At 69.3% G+C, this 18096-nt stretch carries 10 protein-coding genes; 5 read left to right on the top strand and 5 right to left on the bottom strand.

Annotation, left to right across the window (positions count from 1 at the left end; translation table 11 throughout):
• The first annotated feature begins 385 nt into the window (after positions 1-385).
• The 4 genes from mgtE (at position 386) to AC1PME_RS06935 (ending at position 5598) form a co-directional block, all read left to right on the top strand.
• Complete coding sequence (mgtE, locus tag AC1PME_RS06950) at positions 386-1744, top strand: magnesium transporter (protein WP_254460904.1); 1359 nt, start codon at positions 386-388, stop codon at positions 1742-1744.
• Between the two features lie 492 nt (positions 1745-2236).
• On the top strand, positions 2237-3055 hold the full coding sequence (locus AC1PME_RS06945) for a carboxylesterase family protein (RefSeq protein WP_254460903.1): 819 nt from the start codon (positions 2237-2239) through the stop codon (positions 3053-3055).
• 285 nt (positions 3056-3340) lie between these two features.
• Entirely contained in the window at positions 3341-3790 is a 450-nt protein-coding gene (locus tag AC1PME_RS06940) for a hypothetical protein (protein WP_481097711.1), read from the top strand.
• Positions 3791-4329: 539 nt separating this feature from the next.
• Positions 4330-5598 carry an arsenic transporter gene (locus AC1PME_RS06935; protein WP_481097710.1) on the top strand — a complete coding sequence of 423 codons (1269 nt, stop codon included), beginning with the start codon at positions 4330-4332 and terminating at the stop codon, positions 5596-5598.
• A 313-nt stretch (positions 5599-5911) separates the two neighbouring features.
• Here AC1PME_RS06935 and AC1PME_RS06930 read toward each other — a convergent pair whose 3' ends face one another.
• Positions 5912-7288, bottom strand: coding sequence for an amino acid permease (locus AC1PME_RS06930; protein WP_254460900.1), 1377 nt, complete (start codon positions 7286-7288; stop codon positions 5912-5914).
• 520 nt (positions 7289-7808) lie between these two features.
• Between AC1PME_RS06930 and AC1PME_RS06925 the strand changes: the two genes are divergently transcribed.
• Entirely contained in the window at positions 7809-8291 is a 483-nt protein-coding gene (locus AC1PME_RS06925; RefSeq protein ID WP_307549469.1) for a hypothetical protein, read from the top strand.
• A gap of 329 nt (positions 8292-8620) precedes the next feature.
• On the opposite strand, the gene AC1PME_RS06920 is transcribed toward AC1PME_RS06925, so the two are convergent.
• From AC1PME_RS06920 to AC1PME_RS06905, 4 genes are all read right to left on the bottom strand, one after another.
• The gene (locus AC1PME_RS06920; protein ID WP_481097709.1) at positions 8621-10876 is read right to left on the bottom strand and encodes a methyl-accepting chemotaxis protein; all 2256 of its coding nucleotides are present in this window, start codon (positions 10874-10876) and stop codon (positions 8621-8623) included.
• An 801-nt stretch (positions 10877-11677) separates the two neighbouring features.
• Positions 11678-13942, bottom strand: a complete 2265-nt coding sequence (locus tag AC1PME_RS06915; RefSeq protein WP_254460897.1) for a methyl-accepting chemotaxis protein — start codon at positions 13940-13942, stop codon at positions 11678-11680.
• Positions 13943-14381: 439 nt separating this feature from the next.
• Positions 14382-15446, bottom strand: coding sequence for a pectate lyase family protein (locus tag AC1PME_RS06910; RefSeq protein ID WP_481097708.1), 1065 nt, complete (start codon positions 15444-15446; stop codon positions 14382-14384).
• 420 nt (positions 15447-15866) lie between these two features.
• Positions 15867-17879 (bottom strand): M1 family metallopeptidase, encoded by a 2013-nt coding sequence (locus tag AC1PME_RS06905; RefSeq protein WP_481097707.1) that lies wholly within the window; start codon positions 17877-17879, stop codon positions 15867-15869.
• Positions 17880-18096 lie beyond the last annotated feature (217 nt).

Genomic DNA, 18096 nt, shown 5'->3' with positions numbered 1-18096 from the left:
GCTGCCGTCCGCGTGTCTGCATAGATGCGCCCTCTCCCATCAGCATCCCTCTCCCCAACTTTCTGCCTTCCGTTTCCTGCCTTCCGTTCCTGCTTTCTGCTCTGCTCTCTACTTCGCCTCAGTACTACCTGCTCCCTGCTCCTGATCCCTACCCGTTGCCTCTCACCCACCTCCCCAAGAGCAAGCTGCTCGCTTCCTACTCCCTCGCTTTTCTCCGATCGCACTGACCCTGCTTCGCTCCGCACTTGCGATTCCCGATTCCCAATTCCCGAATCCCGGCTCTCCCAACACTGTGCTTCCCGCAACATGCAGGCGATAATGTGGGGATGAACATCTGACCGACCGCGTTTCTTCGGAGCGCGGCCTCACCCCAAGGGAGCAGCGCATGGCCGACGCCGTCCGCCACGACAAGACCGCGCGGCAGCTACGCATGCTGTCCGATGCGCTGGACAGCGGGCGTCTGGGCCCGGTGCGCCGACTGGTCAATACGCTGGCGCCGGCCGAGATCGGCAACCTGCTGGAGTCGCTGCCGCCGGGCAAGCGCGAGGTGGTGTGGGGGCTGGTCGATCCGGAGGACGACGGCGAGGTGCTGGTCCACGTCGGCGAGGAAGTGCGCGAGAGCCTGCTCGCGGACATGGACCCGGACGAAATCGTCGCCGCGGTCGAAGACCTGGACATCGACGACCTCGCCAACCTGGTCGAGGATCTGCCGGACACGGTCATCGACGAAGTGCTCAAGTCGATGGACCGCGAGAACCGCGAGCGGCTCGAGCAGGTGCTGTCGTATCCCGAGAACAGCGCCGGCCGCCTGATGAACCCGGACGTGGTCACCGTGCGCGCCGACGTCAACGTCGACGTGGTGCTGCGCTACCTGCGCCTGCGCGGCGAGCTGCCTGACCACACCGACCATCTGTTCGTGGTCAGCCGCCGCCACCAGTACCTGGGGCGGGTGTCGCTGGCGGCATTGGTGACCCACGAGGACTCCACGCCGATCAACCGCCTGATCGACGACGAGCAGCCGGCCATCGACGTCGGCGAAGGCGCCGACGAGGTCGCGCGGCAGTTCTCCGACCACGACTGGATCTCCGCGCCGGTGGTGGACGACAACAACATCCTGCTCGGCCGCATCACCATCGACGACGTGGTCGACATCATCCGCGACCAGGCCGAGCACCAGGCGATGAGCGCGGCCGGCCTGGACGAGGACGAAGACCTGTTCAGCCCGGTGCGGCGCGCGTTCCGGCGCCGCCTGCTGTGGCTGACGATCAACCTGGGCACCGCCTTCATCGCCTCCAGCGTGGTCGGCCAGTTCGAAGGCACCATCGCCAAGTTGGTGGCGCTGGCCGCCCTGATGCCGATCGTGGCCGGCATGGGCGGCAACGCCGGCACCCAGGTGCTGGCGCTGATGGTGCGCGGCCTGGCCCTGGGCCAGATCGGCGCCTCCAACGTGATCGTGCTGCTGCGCAAGGAACTGTCGGTGGCGCTGATCAACGGCCTGGCGCTGGGCATCGGCCTGGGCCTGATCGTGCTGCTATGGTTCAAGCAGCCGCTGCTGTCGCTGGTGATCGGCTCGGCGCTGACCATCAACCTGCTCACCGCCGCGTTGGGCGGCGTGCTGGTGCCGCTGACGCTCAAGCGCCTGGGCTTCGATCCGGCGCTGGCCGGCGGGGTGATCCTGACCACGCTGACCGACGTGATGGGCTTCCTCAGCTTCCTCGGCCTGGCCACGCTGGTCCTGCTCTAGCGCGGCGGGCGCTCGCCGCGGGATTGCGCCGGTCGGCGGCATCGCGGAGACAGGAAGCGCCGGGGACAGGAGCGAACCGCACGCGGCCGCCGCTGCGGCGCGGAGGCGCCGACCTCGACGTACGTGAAAGGCCTCGACGCCATCCACGGTTGCGGCCCCCGCGGCAGGCGCACGGCACCGCGCTTCGGAAGCCGCGTCCGACGTTGTCATCGCCGCATCGGCAGCCCGACCGGACAAAAAACACTCCATGCGCTCCCGCCCGCGCGGCCACGAACGCGCCGCGCCGCCAGGTCGACCGACCCGCAGCGCTCATCCCCAATCCCAAATCCCCAATCCCCGCCCCGTTGCACGCCTTCCCTCGCCCGGGTCAGCACCTGACGCGCCACCCCGCCACCGCCGCCGGCTGACTGGCGCATGTCCGCCGCCGCTGCCCGGGTTGTCGCGGGGATGCCCCGACCACGATACTGCGGGCTTACCATCCGAGGGCCGGCCATGTCGATGCGTTCGCTGCTGCTTCTGCTGTGTCTGTCGATGGTCGGATGCAGCAGCCTGCCCAGCGACCCGTCCACCGGCCACTTCGTCAGCCGCCAGCTCACCCTCGACGGCCGCGTCTATCGCTACCAGGTGTTCGTGCCGGCGCCGGCGCATCGCCAAGGTCCGGTGCCGGTGGTGCTGTTCCTGCACGGTTCCGGCGAGCGCGGCGACGACGGCCGCGACCAGACCACGTCCGGACTGGGCCCGTACCTGCGCCGCCACCTGGCCGATTTCCCGGCCCTGGTGGTGATGCCGCAGGTGCCCGACGGCGAGGAATGGAACGGCGTCAACGCGACCATGGCGCTGCAGGCGCTGGACGACAGCAGCGCCGAATTCAACGGCGACCCGCAGCGCACCTACCTGACCGGCATGTCGATGGGCGGCTACGGCACCTGGGAGATCGCGCTGAAGCAGCCGCAGCGCTTCGCCGCGCTGGTGCCGATCTGCGGCGCGATCCTGTCCCCGCACGAGGACCGAGAGTACCTGGTGGTGACGCCGGTGGCCTACCTGGCCGATCCCTACAGCGCGCTGGCGCAGCGCCTGCGGCACGTGCCGGTCTGGATCTTCCACGGCGCCCAGGACGACGTGGTGCTGCCGCACGACGACCGCAAGATCGTCCGCGCGTTCAAGAACCTCGACGCCGACGTGCGCTATACCGAGTACCCGCAGGGCAATCACAACGCTTGGGATGCCACCTACCGCGATCCCAAGATGTGGCAGTGGCTGTTCGCGCAGAAGCGCAGCGACGCCGCCACGCCGACCGCCGCCGACAACTGAGCCACCGGCCTGCGCTGCGCGCGCGTGCGCGACGGTGCAGCCGGCCAGGTCCTGGAGCACCGCTCAATGCAGCGGCATGCGTGCGACACCACCGGATGCTCGCGGCGCAACGTGCACACTGCCGCCACGGCGCGGCCGCAGACCGAGCCAGTGACGCCCCACTTGCACAGCGCGGCGGCGACACCCCACCCCGGCGCGGAGTAGCGCAAGCACATCGCCGCGCTGTCGGCTGCACGGCGCCGCGCGAAAGCGCGTACAGTCCGCGCTTTCGCGCACAGGCCGAGCATGGCGACCGCCCCCTCCTCATCGCAGACCGCCTTCCACGCCCGTTTGCGCGCCCTGGAACCGAGTGCGGCGACGATCGCCGACGCGGCGGTTCCGCCGTTGCTGGTGCCGGCATGCGACGACGCCACCGCCCTGCAGCTCAGCGACAGCGGACGCTGGCTGCTGCAGGTGCTGGATGCGCTGGACGCCCTGCACCAGGCCGCACAGGCCACCCGCCTGTCCGCCGATGCGCTGCGGCGCGACCAGAAGTTCGCGCCGCCCGGGCGGCCCTCGCTGCACCTGGTGCAGTTGCGCCAGCAGCAGACGGCCGCGCAACAGGCCGTGCGCCGCGCCAACCAGGCGCTGGCCCAGGCCGCTGCCGGCTTCGTGCGCAGCGCCGGACTGACGCCGCCGCCACGGATCGCGCCGGTGGCGTTCGTGCAGGGGTGGATCGCGCGCCATCTGCGGTAGAGCCGGGACCCGTGGTCCGGGACCGGGGACCCGGGAAGCGCGGGAGCGACGTCCGGGCACCGCGAATAACGACGGGCAGTCTGTGGCAGGAGCGGCTTCAGCCGCGCCGAGGCGTTCCCGGTAAAGCCTGTCGCGGCTGCAGCCGCTCCTACAACGGCGTGATGCGTCGCCGACGCGGGGCATTCGAGGTGCGCTGAAGCCGCTTCCACCAAGCAAGCTGGATCCAGCTTGAGTGTGGCGAAAGCGAGCGACCAGAGGCGCCCTTCTTTCGCGTTTGACCGCTATGCAGCGAGGCTTGGCGGGACCGTCGCGATCGCGAAGCGAAGCTGGGCCCGGCCAGCTCCGCGCGGGACATCGCTTGCGCTGTTTCCCGGGGCCCGGGTCCCGAGTCCCGGCTTCATGTCCCACACGCTATCCTTCCCCGCCCCACGCCAGCCCCAACGTCCCATGCCCGCGCCCGCCCCCATCGCCCTCCCCTGCCCTGTCGCGGCGACCTCCTCGCGCGCGCGCCTTGGCGCCCGCGCCACGGCAACAGCGGCATGAGCATGCCCGGCGCGCACACGGCCAATCTCGCCACCTGGAGCATCTGCGCACTGGCCACGGCCGGGGTGATCGCGCGGCCATTCAAGCTGCCCGAGGCGTGCTGGGCGGTGGGCGGCGCGCTGCTGCTGATGGCGCTGGGGCTGATGCCCGGCGGCGAGGCCTGGCAAGCGGTGCTCAAGGGCCTGGACGTCTATCTGTTCCTGATCGGCATGATGCTGCTGTCGGAGACCGCCCGCGCCGAAGGCCTGTTCGACTGGGTGGCGATGCATGCGGTGAACCTGGCCAAGGGTTCGACCCAGCGCCTGTTCGCGCTGGTGTTCGGCGTCGGCATCGTGGTCACCGCGTTCCTGTCCAACGACGCCACCGCGGTGGTGCTGACCCCGGCGGTGTACGCGGCCGCGCGCAAGGCCGGGGCCAAGCCGCTGCCGCTGCTGTTCGCCTGCGCGCTGATCGCCAACGCCGCCAGCTTCGTGCTGCCGATTTCCAACCCCGCCAACCTGGTGCTGTACGGCGGCAAGATGCCGAGCCTGGGCGCGTGGATGGCCGCGTTCGCGCTGCCGTCGGCGCTGGCGATCGGGGTGACCTTCGCAATGCTGCGCTGGGCCGAGCGCAAGGACCTGACCGGCCGCTGCGCCGCGCGCGTGGACACGGTGCCGCTGACCCGCGGCGGCACCTTCGCCCTGGTCGGCATCCTCGCCACCGCCGCGCTGCTGGTGGGCGTGTCCGCGCTGGGCCTGGACCTGGGCCTGCCGACCTGCCTGGCCGGCCTGGCCACGCTGGGCGTGGTCTGCCTGGGCGGCCGGCAGTCGCCGCTGCCGATGGCCAAGGCGGTGTCGTGGTCGGTGCTGCCGCTGGTGGCCGGCCTGTTCGTGCTGGTGGAGGCGCTGTCGCGCACCGGCGTGATCGGACTGCTCGCGCGCACCCTGGCCGACGCCGCCGCGCAGTCGCCGCAGGCCACCGCCGGCATCGCCGGCACCGTGCTGGCCTTCGGTTCCAACCTGATGAACAACCTGCCCGCCGGGCTGATCGCCAGCACCACCGTGGCACAGGCGCAGCCGCCGCAACTGGTGGTGGACGCCCTGCTGATCGGCGTGGACCTGGGCCCGAACCTGTCGATCACCGGCTCGCTGGCGACCATCCTGTGGCTGACCGCGATCCGTCGCGAGGGCGAGGACGTGGGCTTCTGGCGCTTCCTCAAGGTCGGCGCGCTGGTGATGCCGCCGGCGCTGCTGTGCGCGCTGGGCGCGCGCCTGCTGCTGGGCTGAGCGGCGCGCGTCCATTTCGCGGGATCAGCGCAACGCGCGTCGCGGCTGAAGCCGCTCCTACAGCGGGATTGCTGCGAGCTGTCGGTGCCGTCGTAGGAGCGGCTTCAGTCGCGACAGGCATTACCGCGGACGCCTGCCGCGGTTGCTCCCGCGGAAAGGCGACCAGCGCCGCCCTCCAGCGACACTCACGCCGCAAGCGAAACCCCCTGTGGGAGCGACTTCGGTCGCGACGCGCAGCACCCTCCGGCCATCGGCAAACCAGCGGGCCGAAAACCCCTCCGCAACGGCATGCCCCCAACGGGGCGGCTGCGCCCTACCCCGCGCGCAGCCGCCGCGCCACGCCGCTGACCAGCGCGATGGCCGCGGTCAGCGCCGCCATCGACAGGAACTGCGTGCGGGTGTCCGGCGAGGCCACCAGCAGGCCGAAGATCAGCGCCAGGATCGCCAGTGCCAGCACCGTGAGCACCGGATAGCCGCGCATGCGGAACGGCAGGCGGGTGCCGGCGCGGTCGGCGCGCGCGCGCAGGATCAGCTGCGACAGCAGCGAGATCGTCCAGACCAGCAGGCAGGTGGCACCGACGATGTTCAACAGCACCGGCAGCACCCGGTTGGGATACAGCAGTTCCAGCACCGCGGCGACGAAGCCGAACAGCACGCTGGCCAGCACCGCCAGCCACGGCACCTGCTGCCGGCTGGACGCGGCCAACGCGCGCGGCGCTTCGCCACGCTGGGCCAGCGAGAAGATCATCCGCGAGGCGCCGTACAGATTGGCGTTGAGCGCCGACAGCAGCGCGATCACCGCGATCAGGGTGATGCCGGTGGCGGCGCCGGGAATGTTGGCCGCCTGCAGCACTGCGGCGAACGGCGACCGCAGCGCCTCGCTCTGCCACGGCACCACCGCGATGATCACGCTCAGCGAGCCGATGTAGAACACCAGGATGCGCCAGGCCACGGTGCGGATGGCGCGGGCGATGCTGCGCTCCGGGTCGGCGGTCTCGGCCGCGGCCACCGCCACGATCTCGGTGCCGCCGAACGCGAACACCACCACCAGCAGCGCGGCGCCGATGCCGGCCAGCCCCTTCGGCGCGAAGCCGCCGTTGCCGGTGACGTTGGACAGGCCCGGCGAGGCCACCCCGGGCAGCCAGCCGGCCAGCAATGCGATGCCGACCAGGATGAAGCCGACGATCGCCGCGACCTTGAGGATGGCGAACCAGAATTCGAACTCGCCGAAGTTGCGCACGCCCAGCAGGTTGATCGCGGTGAAGGCGGCCATGAAGGCGATCGCGGCCAGCGGCACCGGCAGGCCCGGCCACACCGTCGCCAGCAGGCCGGCGGCGCCCACCGCCTCGGCGGCGATCACGATCACCAGTTGCAGCCACCACAGCCAGCCCACGGTGGCGCCGGCGGTCGGCCCCATCGCATCGGCGGCGTACACCGAGAACGCGCCGCTGGCCGGCTTGGCCGCCGCCATTTCGCCCAGCGCGTTCATCACGATGATCACCAGGGCGCCGGCCACCAGGTAGGAGACCAGCACCGCCGGCCCCGCCGCGTGCACGCCGACGCCGGAGCCCAGGAACAGGCCGGCGCCGATCGCGCTGCCCAACCCCATCATGATCAGTTGCCGCGGTTTCAGCGCATGGCGCAGGGCGGGAGCGGCGGCAGGCGGGACAGGCGCGGACGGATGCGACATCGGCTCGGTCGGGTCGGGTGCGGGAAACGCGACACGATACAGCCTGACGGCGACGGCGTGCGGCTGCGCGCGCGTTTGGCCGGTTGCGGCCACCGATCGCCCCACCCCCGCGGCGTGGCTGCTGCAACGCAGCGCCGATCCGCGCACGCGGCGGCGGTACGGGCCCCGCGCCCCGATGTGGGCGACCTCCCTGGCGCGCGCGTCCCTCCCCGGCAGCACTTAGGAACGGCACGATCGGGACGGAGTACGGAATATCCTTACATTCACTCGCCAGGCAAATTCTTCGCATCCCGTTGATTTTGCATATTGACAGCGATACTAACGTCAGAAATACTGAACTCGACGCCCGCCAGATCTCCTATCTCCGTACCTGCCGATGAGGGCGCGAACGCGGAGCCAGGCGGCGGCAGGCGACGACGGACCGGGAGACGGCCCGTTGCGGGCGTTCCGGCCGGAAGGACCACGACCACCGCTCGTCCCATGGCGTACAGGTCCGTACATCCAGACAAGGAGAGACACCATGATCAAACCGCTGCTGACCCTGACCATCCTGGCGGCCACGCTGGCCGTGCCCCGCCTGCAGGCCGCCGAGCGCGTGCCGCTCAACGCCGCCGATGCCATCCAGGGCATGGGCGAACGCCTGCCCGTCGGCAAGAAGAACGTCAGCCTGTCGCCGCTGTTCAAGGTCTACACGTTCGAGAAGGCCGGGCTGCGTTTCGTGCAGATCAACTCGCTGCAGGACGAGGTCATCACCGTGCTCACCGCCACCCCGGGCACCGAGGCGCGGCTGCCGATCGGCAGCGCCGCCGAGGAGCAGATGATCGCGATCAACGACGCGAAGAACCAGCCGCTGGGCATGGTCACCGCCGCGGCAAGCTGCCCGTGCAACGCCACCGTGGTCTACCGCGACGCCAACACCACCATCGTGGTGGTCTATGGCTCCAACGGCGAGTACATCACCTCGTACGTGATCAAGACCCCGCGCAGCGGTCCGCCGCAGTAAGCCCCTCCATGCGCCGCGGCCGCACCCGGCGGCCACGGCGCGCTTGGCTGCTGACGGCCATGGCCCCGGTCGCCCGATGGGACCGGCCGCCGCCGCATCCGGCGAGGGCGATGCCCTGCGCATGCGGCGTCGCTCCTGCTGGCCCCGAAGGACGTCCGCCCGGGCGCCAGCCGACGTTCGCACAGCACGTCTCCGCGGCGGCCCACCGCCCGCCTACTCGCATCCAGTGCTCCATCGCGCACGCCGGGTAGCGACTCGCAAACGCAAGCGGCCGCCTTCCGAAGAAGACGGCCGCACAACAGCGGTTCGCAGCAGCGGACCGCGTCGGATCAGAACTCCTGCCAGTCCTTGTCCAGCGCCACCGCCGCCGCGAACGCCGGCGCGCGTCGTGCCGGCGCGGCCGCGGTCTGCGGGCGCGGGCTGCGCGTGGCCGTCGGCGCGACATTCCTGGCGCGCGACGGCGACGGGGCTGGCGACGGCGCTGCAGCATGCATGCCCTCCAGCTTGAACAGCGCCACCGCCTGGGTCAGCTCCACCGATTGCTGCTCCATCGAACGCGCCGCCGCCGTGGCTTCTTCCACCAGCGCCGCATTCTGCTGGGTGCTCTCGTCCATCTGGGTGACGGTCTGGTTGACCTGCTCGATGCCCGCCGACTGTTCCTGCGACGCGGCCGAGATCTCGCCCATGATGTCGGTGACGCGCTGCACGGATGCCACGATCTCCTGCATGGTGCTGCCGGCCTGGTCGACCAGCGACGAGCCCTCGGCGACGCGGGTCACCGAATCGTCGATCAACGCCTTGATCTCCTTGGCGGCATTGGCCGAACGCTGCGCCAGGGTGCGCACCTCGCTGGCGACGACGGCGAAGCCACGGCCCTGCTCGCCGGCGCGCGCCGCTTCCACCGCGGCGTTGAGCGCCAGGATGTTGGTCTGGAACGCGATGCCGTCGATGACGCCGATGATGTCGGCGATCTTCTTGGAGGAGGCCTCGATGCCGCTCATGGTCTCGACCACCTGGCCGACCACCGCGCCGCCCTGCGAGGCCACCGCCGCTGCGCCGCTGGCGAGCTGGTTGGCCTGGCGGGCGTGTTCGGCGTTCTGCTTCACGGTGGAGGTCAGTTCCTCCATCGAGGCGGCGGTTTCTTCCAGGCTGGCGGCCTGCTGCTCGGTACGGCGCGAGAGGTCATCGTTGCCGGTGGCGATCTCGCTGGCAGCGGCATTGATGCTGACTGCGGCGGTCTGGATGCGGCCGACGATGCCGGTCAACTGGTCGGCGGTGGCGTTGGCGTCGTCGCGCATCTGCGCGAACACGCCCTGGAAGTCGCCTTGCATGCGCACGGTGAGGTCGCCGGCAGCGATGGCCTGCAGCAGCGAAGACAGCTTGCCCAGGTTGCGGTCGCTGACCTCCATCATCGCGTTGAGGTCCTGCACCATCAGCCGGAAGTCGTGCTGGAAGCGGTCGGCGTCGCCACGGGCGCTGAAGTCGCCGGCCGCGGCGGCCGCGGCCAGGCGCTTGATCTCGGTGTTGATCGCCAGCAGGCTGGCCTTGGCCGCATCCATCGATTCGTGCAGTACCGCGCGGCTGCCGGGCAGGCGACGCGCGTCGCGGCGCAGGTCGCCGTTGGCGTATTCGTTGAGCACGTCGATGGCGTCGACGATCGCGTCCAGGTGCTCGAACATCATGGTGTTGATGCCCTTGCTCAGCTCGCCGTACACGCCCGGGAAGTCCTGCGGCATGCGGTGGCGCATGTCCTTGTCCGCGTGCAGTTCGATCATCAACGCGGTCTCGTGGGAGAAGCGCTGCAACTGGGTCTGCATGCGGCCCATCGCCAGCAGCAGGCGGCCGGGTTCGTCGCGTGCATCGGTGGCCACGTCGTTGTCCAGGCGCCCGTCGGCGATGGCCTCGGCGGCGCGGGTGGCGCGGGCCAGCGGCACGGTGAGGCTGCGGGTGATCATCCACGCCAGCAGGCTGCTGACCAGCACCACCGCCAGGCCGCCGGCGATGAGCATGGCGCGCCCACGCGCCATCGCCGCCGTCGCGGCCGCATAGGCCTCGCTGCTGCGCGTGGCCTGCAGATCGGCATAGCGGGCGATGGCGTCCTGCCACTTCTGCGTCAACGGCGCGGACTGCGCCATCAGCAAGGCCAGCGCCTCATCCGGCTTGCCGTGCATGCCCAGATCCATCACCCGGTTGTTGACGTCTACGGTCATCTGCCGGGTGCGGTCGACCTCCGCCAGCACGGCCTGGCTCTGCGCGCTGCTGGGAATGGCCCCGACCCGCTTGCGTGCCGCCAGGTAGCGCGCGCGCTGTTCGGTGATGACCCTGGCGAAACGCAGATTGTCTTCCTGGGAGGTCGGCAACACGATGTTGCGCACGTTCACGGCGATGAGCGAACACGCGTTGAGCATCTCGTTGGAGGTGCGGATCGAGACGATGTTGCGGTTGACGATGCCGTCCAGCCGCTCGCGCGCCTGGAACAGGGTGAACAGCCCGGCGACGACCAGCGCCGAGGACAGCAGGATGAGGATACCGAACGCAGTGGCGAGCCGGGCGCCAACGTTGTAGCGCTGAAGGAAAGCAATCATGGAAAAGGCCTGTCTGGGGGAATGAAGAGGCAATGGAGCGCCCCGAATCGCGCACGCGACCACTGACCGTCGTGGGCGCCGGCATGGAAACAAGATGAACAACCCGTGAAAAAGCGTTCCGAATCAAACGCTTGATGACGCAGCCCGCTTACCGTGCGGGCGAAGTAACGGCGCTTCCGCGCGCGTCTTGAGAGGCGATTGCAAAGAATTTATTGAACGCCCTCAGGCACATCATCGGCGTGTGGAGGGCATGCTCACACAGTGCCCGGATCGGTGTTTTTGCGTGAAGGCTGCGTGTACGTCGTGTTGCAATGGACGGCATGGCGCTTGCTTGCGGTAGAAACGCGAGGCCAGAAAAAAAGATGAGCGATTGCGCACCGCGCCGCCCGTCCATGCGCACGGCGCAGGCCAGGAGCGCGATCGCAATCACGCCTTGATATCGACAGGGAACGCGGGGTCGTGCGCCAGCAGCCAAGCACGTCAGCGGATACGCCATGCCGTGTGTGCGATGCGTCGGGCGCACGGGGGACGGCCGTTAAGGTGGAGCAGACAGGCACACGCCCGCCTGCGCGGCGTGCACGCGCGCAGAACGAAGACGGGGATGAGGACAGCGCGCGGCGCACAGGCACGCGGCCTGGCATCGGTCGGCACCAGGTCGTCGCGCCGAGGCAGGCACGGCATCGCGGCCGCGCCAGCGGGCGTCCAGGCTGCTGGACGCGATCCCGGCAGCACGACCGCCGGCCTTCGACAGAACGGGCGGCGCGCCTTGCGCCGCCCGTCCGATGACACCCGTGCTACGACTCAGAATTCCTGCCAGTCCGTGTCCAGCGCCACGGCCGCAGCCGGCTGCGCCGCGTGCCGTACCGGTGCGGCGGTGGCCGTGGCCACCGCCGGGCGGACGCTGCGCTTGCCCGCCGACGTCGCGCTGGCCTGGCGCCGCGGCGCCTGCGCCACCGGCGCGGCCGCCGCGGCGTCCAGCTTGAACAGCGCCACCGCCTGGCTCAGTTCCACCGCCTGCTGCTCCATCGAACGCGCCGCCGCACTGGCCTCTTCCACCAACGCCGCGTTCTGCTGCGTACCCTCATCCATCTGGGTGACGGTCTGGTTGACCTGCTCGATGCCGGCCGTCTGTTCCTGCGAGGCCGCGGAGATTTCGCCCATGATGTCGGTGACGCGTTGCACCGAGCTGACGATCTCGGACATCGTCTTGCCGGCCTGGTCGACCAGCGCCGAGCCTTCGGCAACGCGGCTGACCGAGTCGTCGATCAGCGTCTTGATCTCCTTGGCGGCATTGGCCGAGCGCTGCGCCAATGTCCGCACTTCGGTGGCGACGACCGCAAAACCACGGCCCTGGTCGCCCGCACGCGCGGCTTCCACCGCCGCGTTCAAGGCCAGGATATTGGTCTGGAAGGCGATGCCGTCGATGACGCTGATGATGTCGGCGATCTTCTTCGACGAGGCCTCGATGCCGCTCATGGTGTCGACCACCTGACCGACCACCGCGCCGCCCTGCGAGGCCACCGCGGCCGCACCCACCGCCAGCTGGTTGGCCTGGCGCGCATGCTCGGCGTTCTGGCGCACGGTGGAGGTCAGTTCCTCCATCGAGGCGGCGGTCTCTTCCAGGCTGGCGGCCTGCTGCTCGGTACGGCGCGACAGGTCGTCGTTGCCGGAGGCAATCTCGCTGGCCGCGGCGTTGATCGACACCGCCGAGTGCTTGATGCGGCCGACGATGCCGGCCAGTTGTTCGGCGGTGGCATTGGCGTCGTCGCGCATCTGCGCGAACACGCCGCTGAAGTCGCCGTGCATGCGTGCGGTCAGGTCGCCTGCGGCGATCGCCTGCAGCAGCGTCGACAGCGCCTGCAGGTTGCCGTCGGCGGTGGCCATCAGTTGGTTCAGGCTCTCCACCATCACCCGGAAGTCGTACTGGAAGCGCTCGGCGTCGCCGCGCGCGCTGAAGTCGCCGTCGGCGGCGGCGATCGCCAGCTGCTTGATCTGCCCATTCATCGCCGACAGGTTGGCCTTGACCTCGTCCATGGTCTGGCTCAGCACCGCTTCCTCGCCAGGCAATCGGTCCATGTCTTGCGACAGGTCGCCGATCGCATAGCGGCCCATGATCTGCGCCAGGCGGTTCTTGACCGCCAGATGCGAGGCCACCAATGCATTGGTCTCGGCGGCCATGCGCCCGTAGTCGCCGGGGAAGGCCTGCACTTCGATACGGTGGCTGACTTCGCCCGCGTCGTGGCGCTTGGCCATCTCCAGTTGCGCGCCGATCAGGTTGCGCACCTGTTGCTGCATGCCCTGCATCGCCACCATTAGACGGCCGGTCTCGTCGCGGGCATCGGTACGCACGTCGTTGTCGAGCTTGCCGTTGGCGATGTCCTCGGCAACGCGGGTAGCGCGGGTCAGCGGCACGGTCAGGCTACGCGTGATCAACCAGGCCAGCACACCGCTGACCAGAACCACGATGGCGCCGCCGGCCAGCAGCAAGGCACGGCCGCGGCCCATCGCCACCTGGGCGCTCGCATACGCCTTGGCGCTTTGCTCGCGCTGCCGGTTGGCGTAGGTGTCGATCGCCTCGCGCCACAGATTGGTCGCCGGCGCCGCCTTGCTCATCAGCACCTTCAGCGCCTCTGCGTCCTTGTCGGCCATGCCGAGATCCAGCACCTCCTGGTTGGCACTGCGTGTGCGCTGGTAGGCAGCGTCGATCGTCTTGCGCATCTGCACGCCGACCGGACTGGTGTTGGGAATCGCGTACAGCTTGTCGTGGGTCTGCTCGTAGTACTGGCGCTGCTGCTCGATGACCCTGGCGAAACCCTCGTTCTCTTCATGGGAGGTCGGCAGCACGATATTGCGCAGGTTGATCGCGATCTGCGAACTGGCGCTGCGCATTTCGCTGGCGTAGGCGAAGATCTGCATGCGTCGATTGACGATGGTATCCATCAGTTCGCGGGCCTGCTTCAACGTGAGCAGGCCCGCGACGACGAGCGTACAGGAGAGCAGGATGAGGACGCCGAAGGCGGATGCGAGCCGCGTCCCGACGTTGTAGCGCTGAAGGAATCCGATCATGTGGAGGGCACCAGGTGAGAAAAGGAGAGGAGCCCGCGCCACGACCGGGATCGCGCAAGACAACGTCAGGCCTGCGGCCTGGACGCGATGCGACGGAGAAGAAGGACAACACACTTCCACCGACCGCATCAGGAACGTCCCGTGCGGGTACTCGCTTTAGGTAACGGCGGCGCCGTCCGATTCTTGATGCGTAACTGCGCACATTTTTTACGATGCACCAACATCGGGAAAAGGGACGCACAAGAATGGGGAAAAAGACCTCTGGGCCGCCATACCGCATCAAATTCACGTGAAAACGGCAGATCCCGGTCGACGGACACCACCGCGCACGCTGCGCAACGCGGCACCGGACAATCTCCAAAGATGCCGCAAACGGCATACATTTGGTGACACTTCCATGACAGCCGCCTCCGCGCCGCGGCGCGGAGGCGGCCACGCCTCACTCCGCCAGATGGGTGCCGGCGCCGGCGGTGGCGATGACCTTGGCCTTGACCTGCGCGGCGGGAATCGCCGTGTACAGGTAGCCCAGCGGCTCGGGATAGGTCTTGGACGAAATCCAGGTGGTGGCGTTGGCGTAGGGCTTGCTGGTGCTCTCCGGCACGGTCCAGGTGATGCCGTTGCCGACGTAGTCGTTGATCAGGTCCCAATAGCCGATCTCGCTGCTGTCGCGCGAGGTGACCGGGTTCTTGATGTTCTCGAAGTAGTTGGCTTCGATCAGCGCCACCCCGCCCATGCGCACGTTGATGCCGGAGGTGAAGACGTTGTTGAAGTAGTTGTTGTAGATGTGGCTCAGCCCGCGCCGCTGCAGCGGCAGGCGCGATTCCACGTTCTCGAAGCGGTTGTGGTGGTAGGTGGTGCGTGCGGCGGCGTTCTGGGTATCGCTGTCGCTGTAACCGTTGAGCGCGACCTTCTGGTAGTCGTGGATGTAGTTGTACGACAAGGTAACGTGGTTGACGCCCTTCTTCATGTCGATGCCGCCATCGAAGGACGCGTCGCCGGCGCCCGGGCACTTGGTCAGCGAGGCGAAGATCGTGTTGTGGTCGATCCAGATGTTGGACGGCTGGCCGCTGGAATTGCCTTCCAGCGCGATCGAATCGGCATCCTCGCCGCCGGGCAGCAGGCCGATGGTCATGTTGCGGATGATGACGTTGTGCGCGTTGCCGACCACGCGCACGCCGAAATTGGCCGAGGAGCCGTTGGCGCCCTGGATGGTGATGTCGCGCTTGTTCTTGATCTGCACGGACTTGGCCGGCAGTTTCCATTGCGCGCACACGTCGGTGATGCCGGCGTAGTTGAAGCTGCCGGTGTAGTGGAGCACCAAGCCACCGGAACCGGCGTAGTTGTCGATCGCCGCCTGCATCGCCTCCATCGTGGCGACATTGACCGGGATGGCATTGCCGCCGCCGGTGGTATTGGCCCCGTAACCGACGGGGCCAGCGAAGGCCGGGGTGGCGCCTGCGGCCAACGCGAGCGCCAGTGCGCCCCTGCGGAATTGCTGCTGCATGATTGTCTCTCCCAGTTGTCGCGATGAGTGCGGGACGCATGGCGCTGCGCGCATGCGCCGGCACGGGGCGTGGGGGCCGGCGGCATTCTTGGAATGCGCGCTGCGGCCCACGCAATCGCCGCGACGCCGAACTGGAACCCCGCGCCCCGTTCGCGACGCAGGACAGGACAAGCGGACACGCACGGTCCGCAGGAGACAGACAGCGACAGCCGGGGACAGGCCGTCTACACGCGCGCCGCGTGGGCCACAGGTCGTCGACAATGACGGCGAACGCACGCGCATCGCACGCAGCGCGATCGAGGCCGGTGCACCGCATCGGGACAAGCGCGCACTGGCGGCGCGCAACGGCAAATGTTGCGGCCGCAGCACGTTTGCGCGGGCCATCCGACGCCGACGACGGCGCGGATGGCCGCGGCGCGATCAGCTCACCGTATCGAGGCGGTTGTCGCTGCGGTCGGCGTCGGGCAGCACATGATCCGGATCCAGGGTCACGTGCAGCACCTTCTGCGTGCTCGGCACCCGGATCTGCGGCTGGGTCTGCTGCATCCAGGTCTCCACCGGCACGCGCTGGTCCATGTGGCTGCCGTCGGCGAAATCGATGCGCAAGGTCGCCGGCATCACCAGCTTCTGGCGGCTGCGCAGGGTCACCAGCAGGCCCTTGGCCGGGTCGTGGTCGACATAGGCGGCGGCGCGCACGCCCATGTCCAGCTGCCAGTTGTTGAAGTACCAGCCGCGCCACCACCAGCTCAGGTCCTCGCCGGACTCGCTCTCCATCAGCCGGAAGAAATCCGACGGCGTCGGATGCTTGTAGGCCCAGCTGGCGATGTACCTGCGGAACGCCGGATCGAAGCGCGCCGGGCCGAGGATCTGTTCGCGCAGCAGCACCAGGCCCAGCGCGCCCTTGAAGTAGGTCAGCGGATGCCGGTAGGTCTCGCTGGTGGCGTCGGCGCGATCGAGCAGGGTCGGCGCCTGCGCGTCGGCCAGCAACGGCAGGATCTCGTCCACCGGGTTGCCGCCGCCGGGCGCGTACTCGCCGTCGCGCTTGGGTGCGAATTCGCCGTGGTTGATCGCGTCGGAGGCGTAGACGTCGATGAAGGTGTTGAAGCCCTCGTCCATGAACGCATGGCGGCGCTCGTTGGAGCCGACGATCATCGGGAACCAGCCGTGGCCCAGTTCGTGCGCGGTGATCCAGAACAGCTGCTTGCCGCCGTCCTCCATGTCGTCGAAGACGATGCCCGGATACTCCATGCCGGCGCCATGGCCGCCCAGGTTCACCGCCGCCGGCCAGGGGTACGGGTACCACTGCGAGAAGTGCTCGATCGAGGCTTTGACGAACTCGGTGGAGCGGCCCCACTTGTCGGTGCCCACCGCGCTGCGCGGATACACCGACATCGCCAGCGCATGCTTGCCCTCGGGCAGGTTGATCCGCGCCGCATCCCAGACGAACGCCGGCGAGGCGGCGAAGGCCACGTCGCGGGTGTGGTCCATGTGGAAGCGCCAGGTCTGGGTGCCGCTGGCGCTGGGCCGGCTGGCCGCCGCGCCGATCTCGTCGGCGCCGCGGATGGTCACCGTGCGGTCGCTGGCGGCCGCCTGCGCCAGGCGCTGGCGCTGGGTGGCGGTGAGCACCTGCGCCGGGTTCACCAGTTCGCCGGAACCGGCGACCAGGTAGTCCCACGGCACCGTCACCGCGTAGTCGAAATCGCCGTACTCCAGGTAGAACTCCGCCCCCAGGTAGGGCTGGGTGTCCCAGCCGCGCAGGTCGTCGTACACGGCCATGCGCGGATACCACTGCGCGATCTCGTAGATGTCGCCGTCGGCGGTGGGGGTGACCGCGGTACGGCCGCCCCAGGTGCCGGGGACGGTGTAGGCGTAGTCGATGTGCAGCTTGAGCGCCTTGCCGCTGTCCAGCGGCTGCGGCAGGTTCACGCGCATGCGCGTGTCGTCGATCAGGAAGGTCGCCGGCACGCGCTTGCCGCCCTGCTCCAGCTCCACCCTGGCGATGCGGTAGCCGTCGGTGGTCTGCGGCGCGGGCCGGTCCGCGCGCGCGGCACGCAGGGTGCGGGCGCGGGCATCGGCGCGGTACAGGTTCTGGTCCAGCTGCAGCCACAGCACGTCCAGCGCGTCCGGGCTGCGGTTGCTGTAGGTGATGGTCTCCTGGCCGCGCAGCGTGTGCGTGGCCGGCTCCAGGGTGGCGTGCAGGTCGTAGTCGACGCGGTTCTGCCAGTACTGCGGGCCCGGCACGCCGCCGCCGCTGCGGTAGGCGTTGGCCGGGTGCGGCAACTGCAGCGGCGCGAACAGCGCCTGCGGATCGTAGGCGCCCGGGCGGTCCGCGGTGGCGCTGGCGGCGGCGGGTGTGGCGGTGCCGGCCTGGGCGGCGGCGACAAGCGGAAGGCAGACCGCGGCGCATGCAGCGCGGCGCAGAACAGGGATCATGGTGGCGTCCGTGGGGAGGATCGCCGCCGATGGTAGGCCGAATCGGGATGGCGCGGATGTGCCGATCGCCATCTTCGGGTGCGATGCCGTCTTAGGCGCGGCTCAGGGCATCGCGCATCACGACGGGACGTGTCCTGTAGCAGCGGCGGCTACCACGACAGGCGCGACCGGGAATGGCCGGTCGCGGCTGAAGCCGCTCCTGCGGAAGTGCCGAGCG

Source organism: Xanthomonas sp. NCPPB 901 (assembly GCF_056725085.1).
Note: the sequence above shows the minus strand (reverse complement) of the source record. Positions and strands in the feature narration are given on the sequence as shown.

Bases quoted from the DNA above. Each gene is read 5' to 3' on its own strand.
- AC1PME_RS06910 (WP_481097708.1), bottom strand. From the start codon at position 15,446: ATGCAGCAGCAATTCCGCAGGGGCGCACTGGCGCTCGCGTTGGCCGCA.
- AC1PME_RS06915 (WP_254460897.1), bottom strand. From the start codon at position 13,942: ATGATCGGATTCCTTCAGCGCTACAACGTCGGGACGCGGCTCGCATCC.
- AC1PME_RS06935 (WP_481097710.1), top strand. From the start codon at position 4,330: ATGAGCATGCCCGGCGCGCACACGGCCAATCTCGCCACCTGGAGCATC.
- AC1PME_RS06945 (WP_254460903.1), top strand. From the start codon at position 2,237: ATGTCGATGCGTTCGCTGCTGCTTCTGCTGTGTCTGTCGATGGTCGGA.
- AC1PME_RS06925 (WP_307549469.1), top strand. From the start codon at position 7,809: ATGATCAAACCGCTGCTGACCCTGACCATCCTGGCGGCCACGCTGGCC.
- AC1PME_RS06905 (WP_481097707.1), bottom strand. From the start codon at position 17,879: ATGATCCCTGTTCTGCGCCGCGCTGCATGCGCCGCGGTCTGCCTTCCG.
- AC1PME_RS06930 (WP_254460900.1), bottom strand. From the start codon at position 7,288: ATGTCGCATCCGTCCGCGCCTGTCCCGCCTGCCGCCGCTCCCGCCCTG.
- AC1PME_RS06920 (WP_481097709.1), bottom strand. From the start codon at position 10,876: ATGATTGCTTTCCTTCAGCGCTACAACGTTGGCGCCCGGCTCGCCACT.
- AC1PME_RS06940 (WP_481097711.1), top strand. From the start codon at position 3,341: ATGGCGACCGCCCCCTCCTCATCGCAGACCGCCTTCCACGCCCGTTTG.
- mgtE (WP_254460904.1), top strand. From the start codon at position 386: ATGGCCGACGCCGTCCGCCACGACAAGACCGCGCGGCAGCTACGCATG.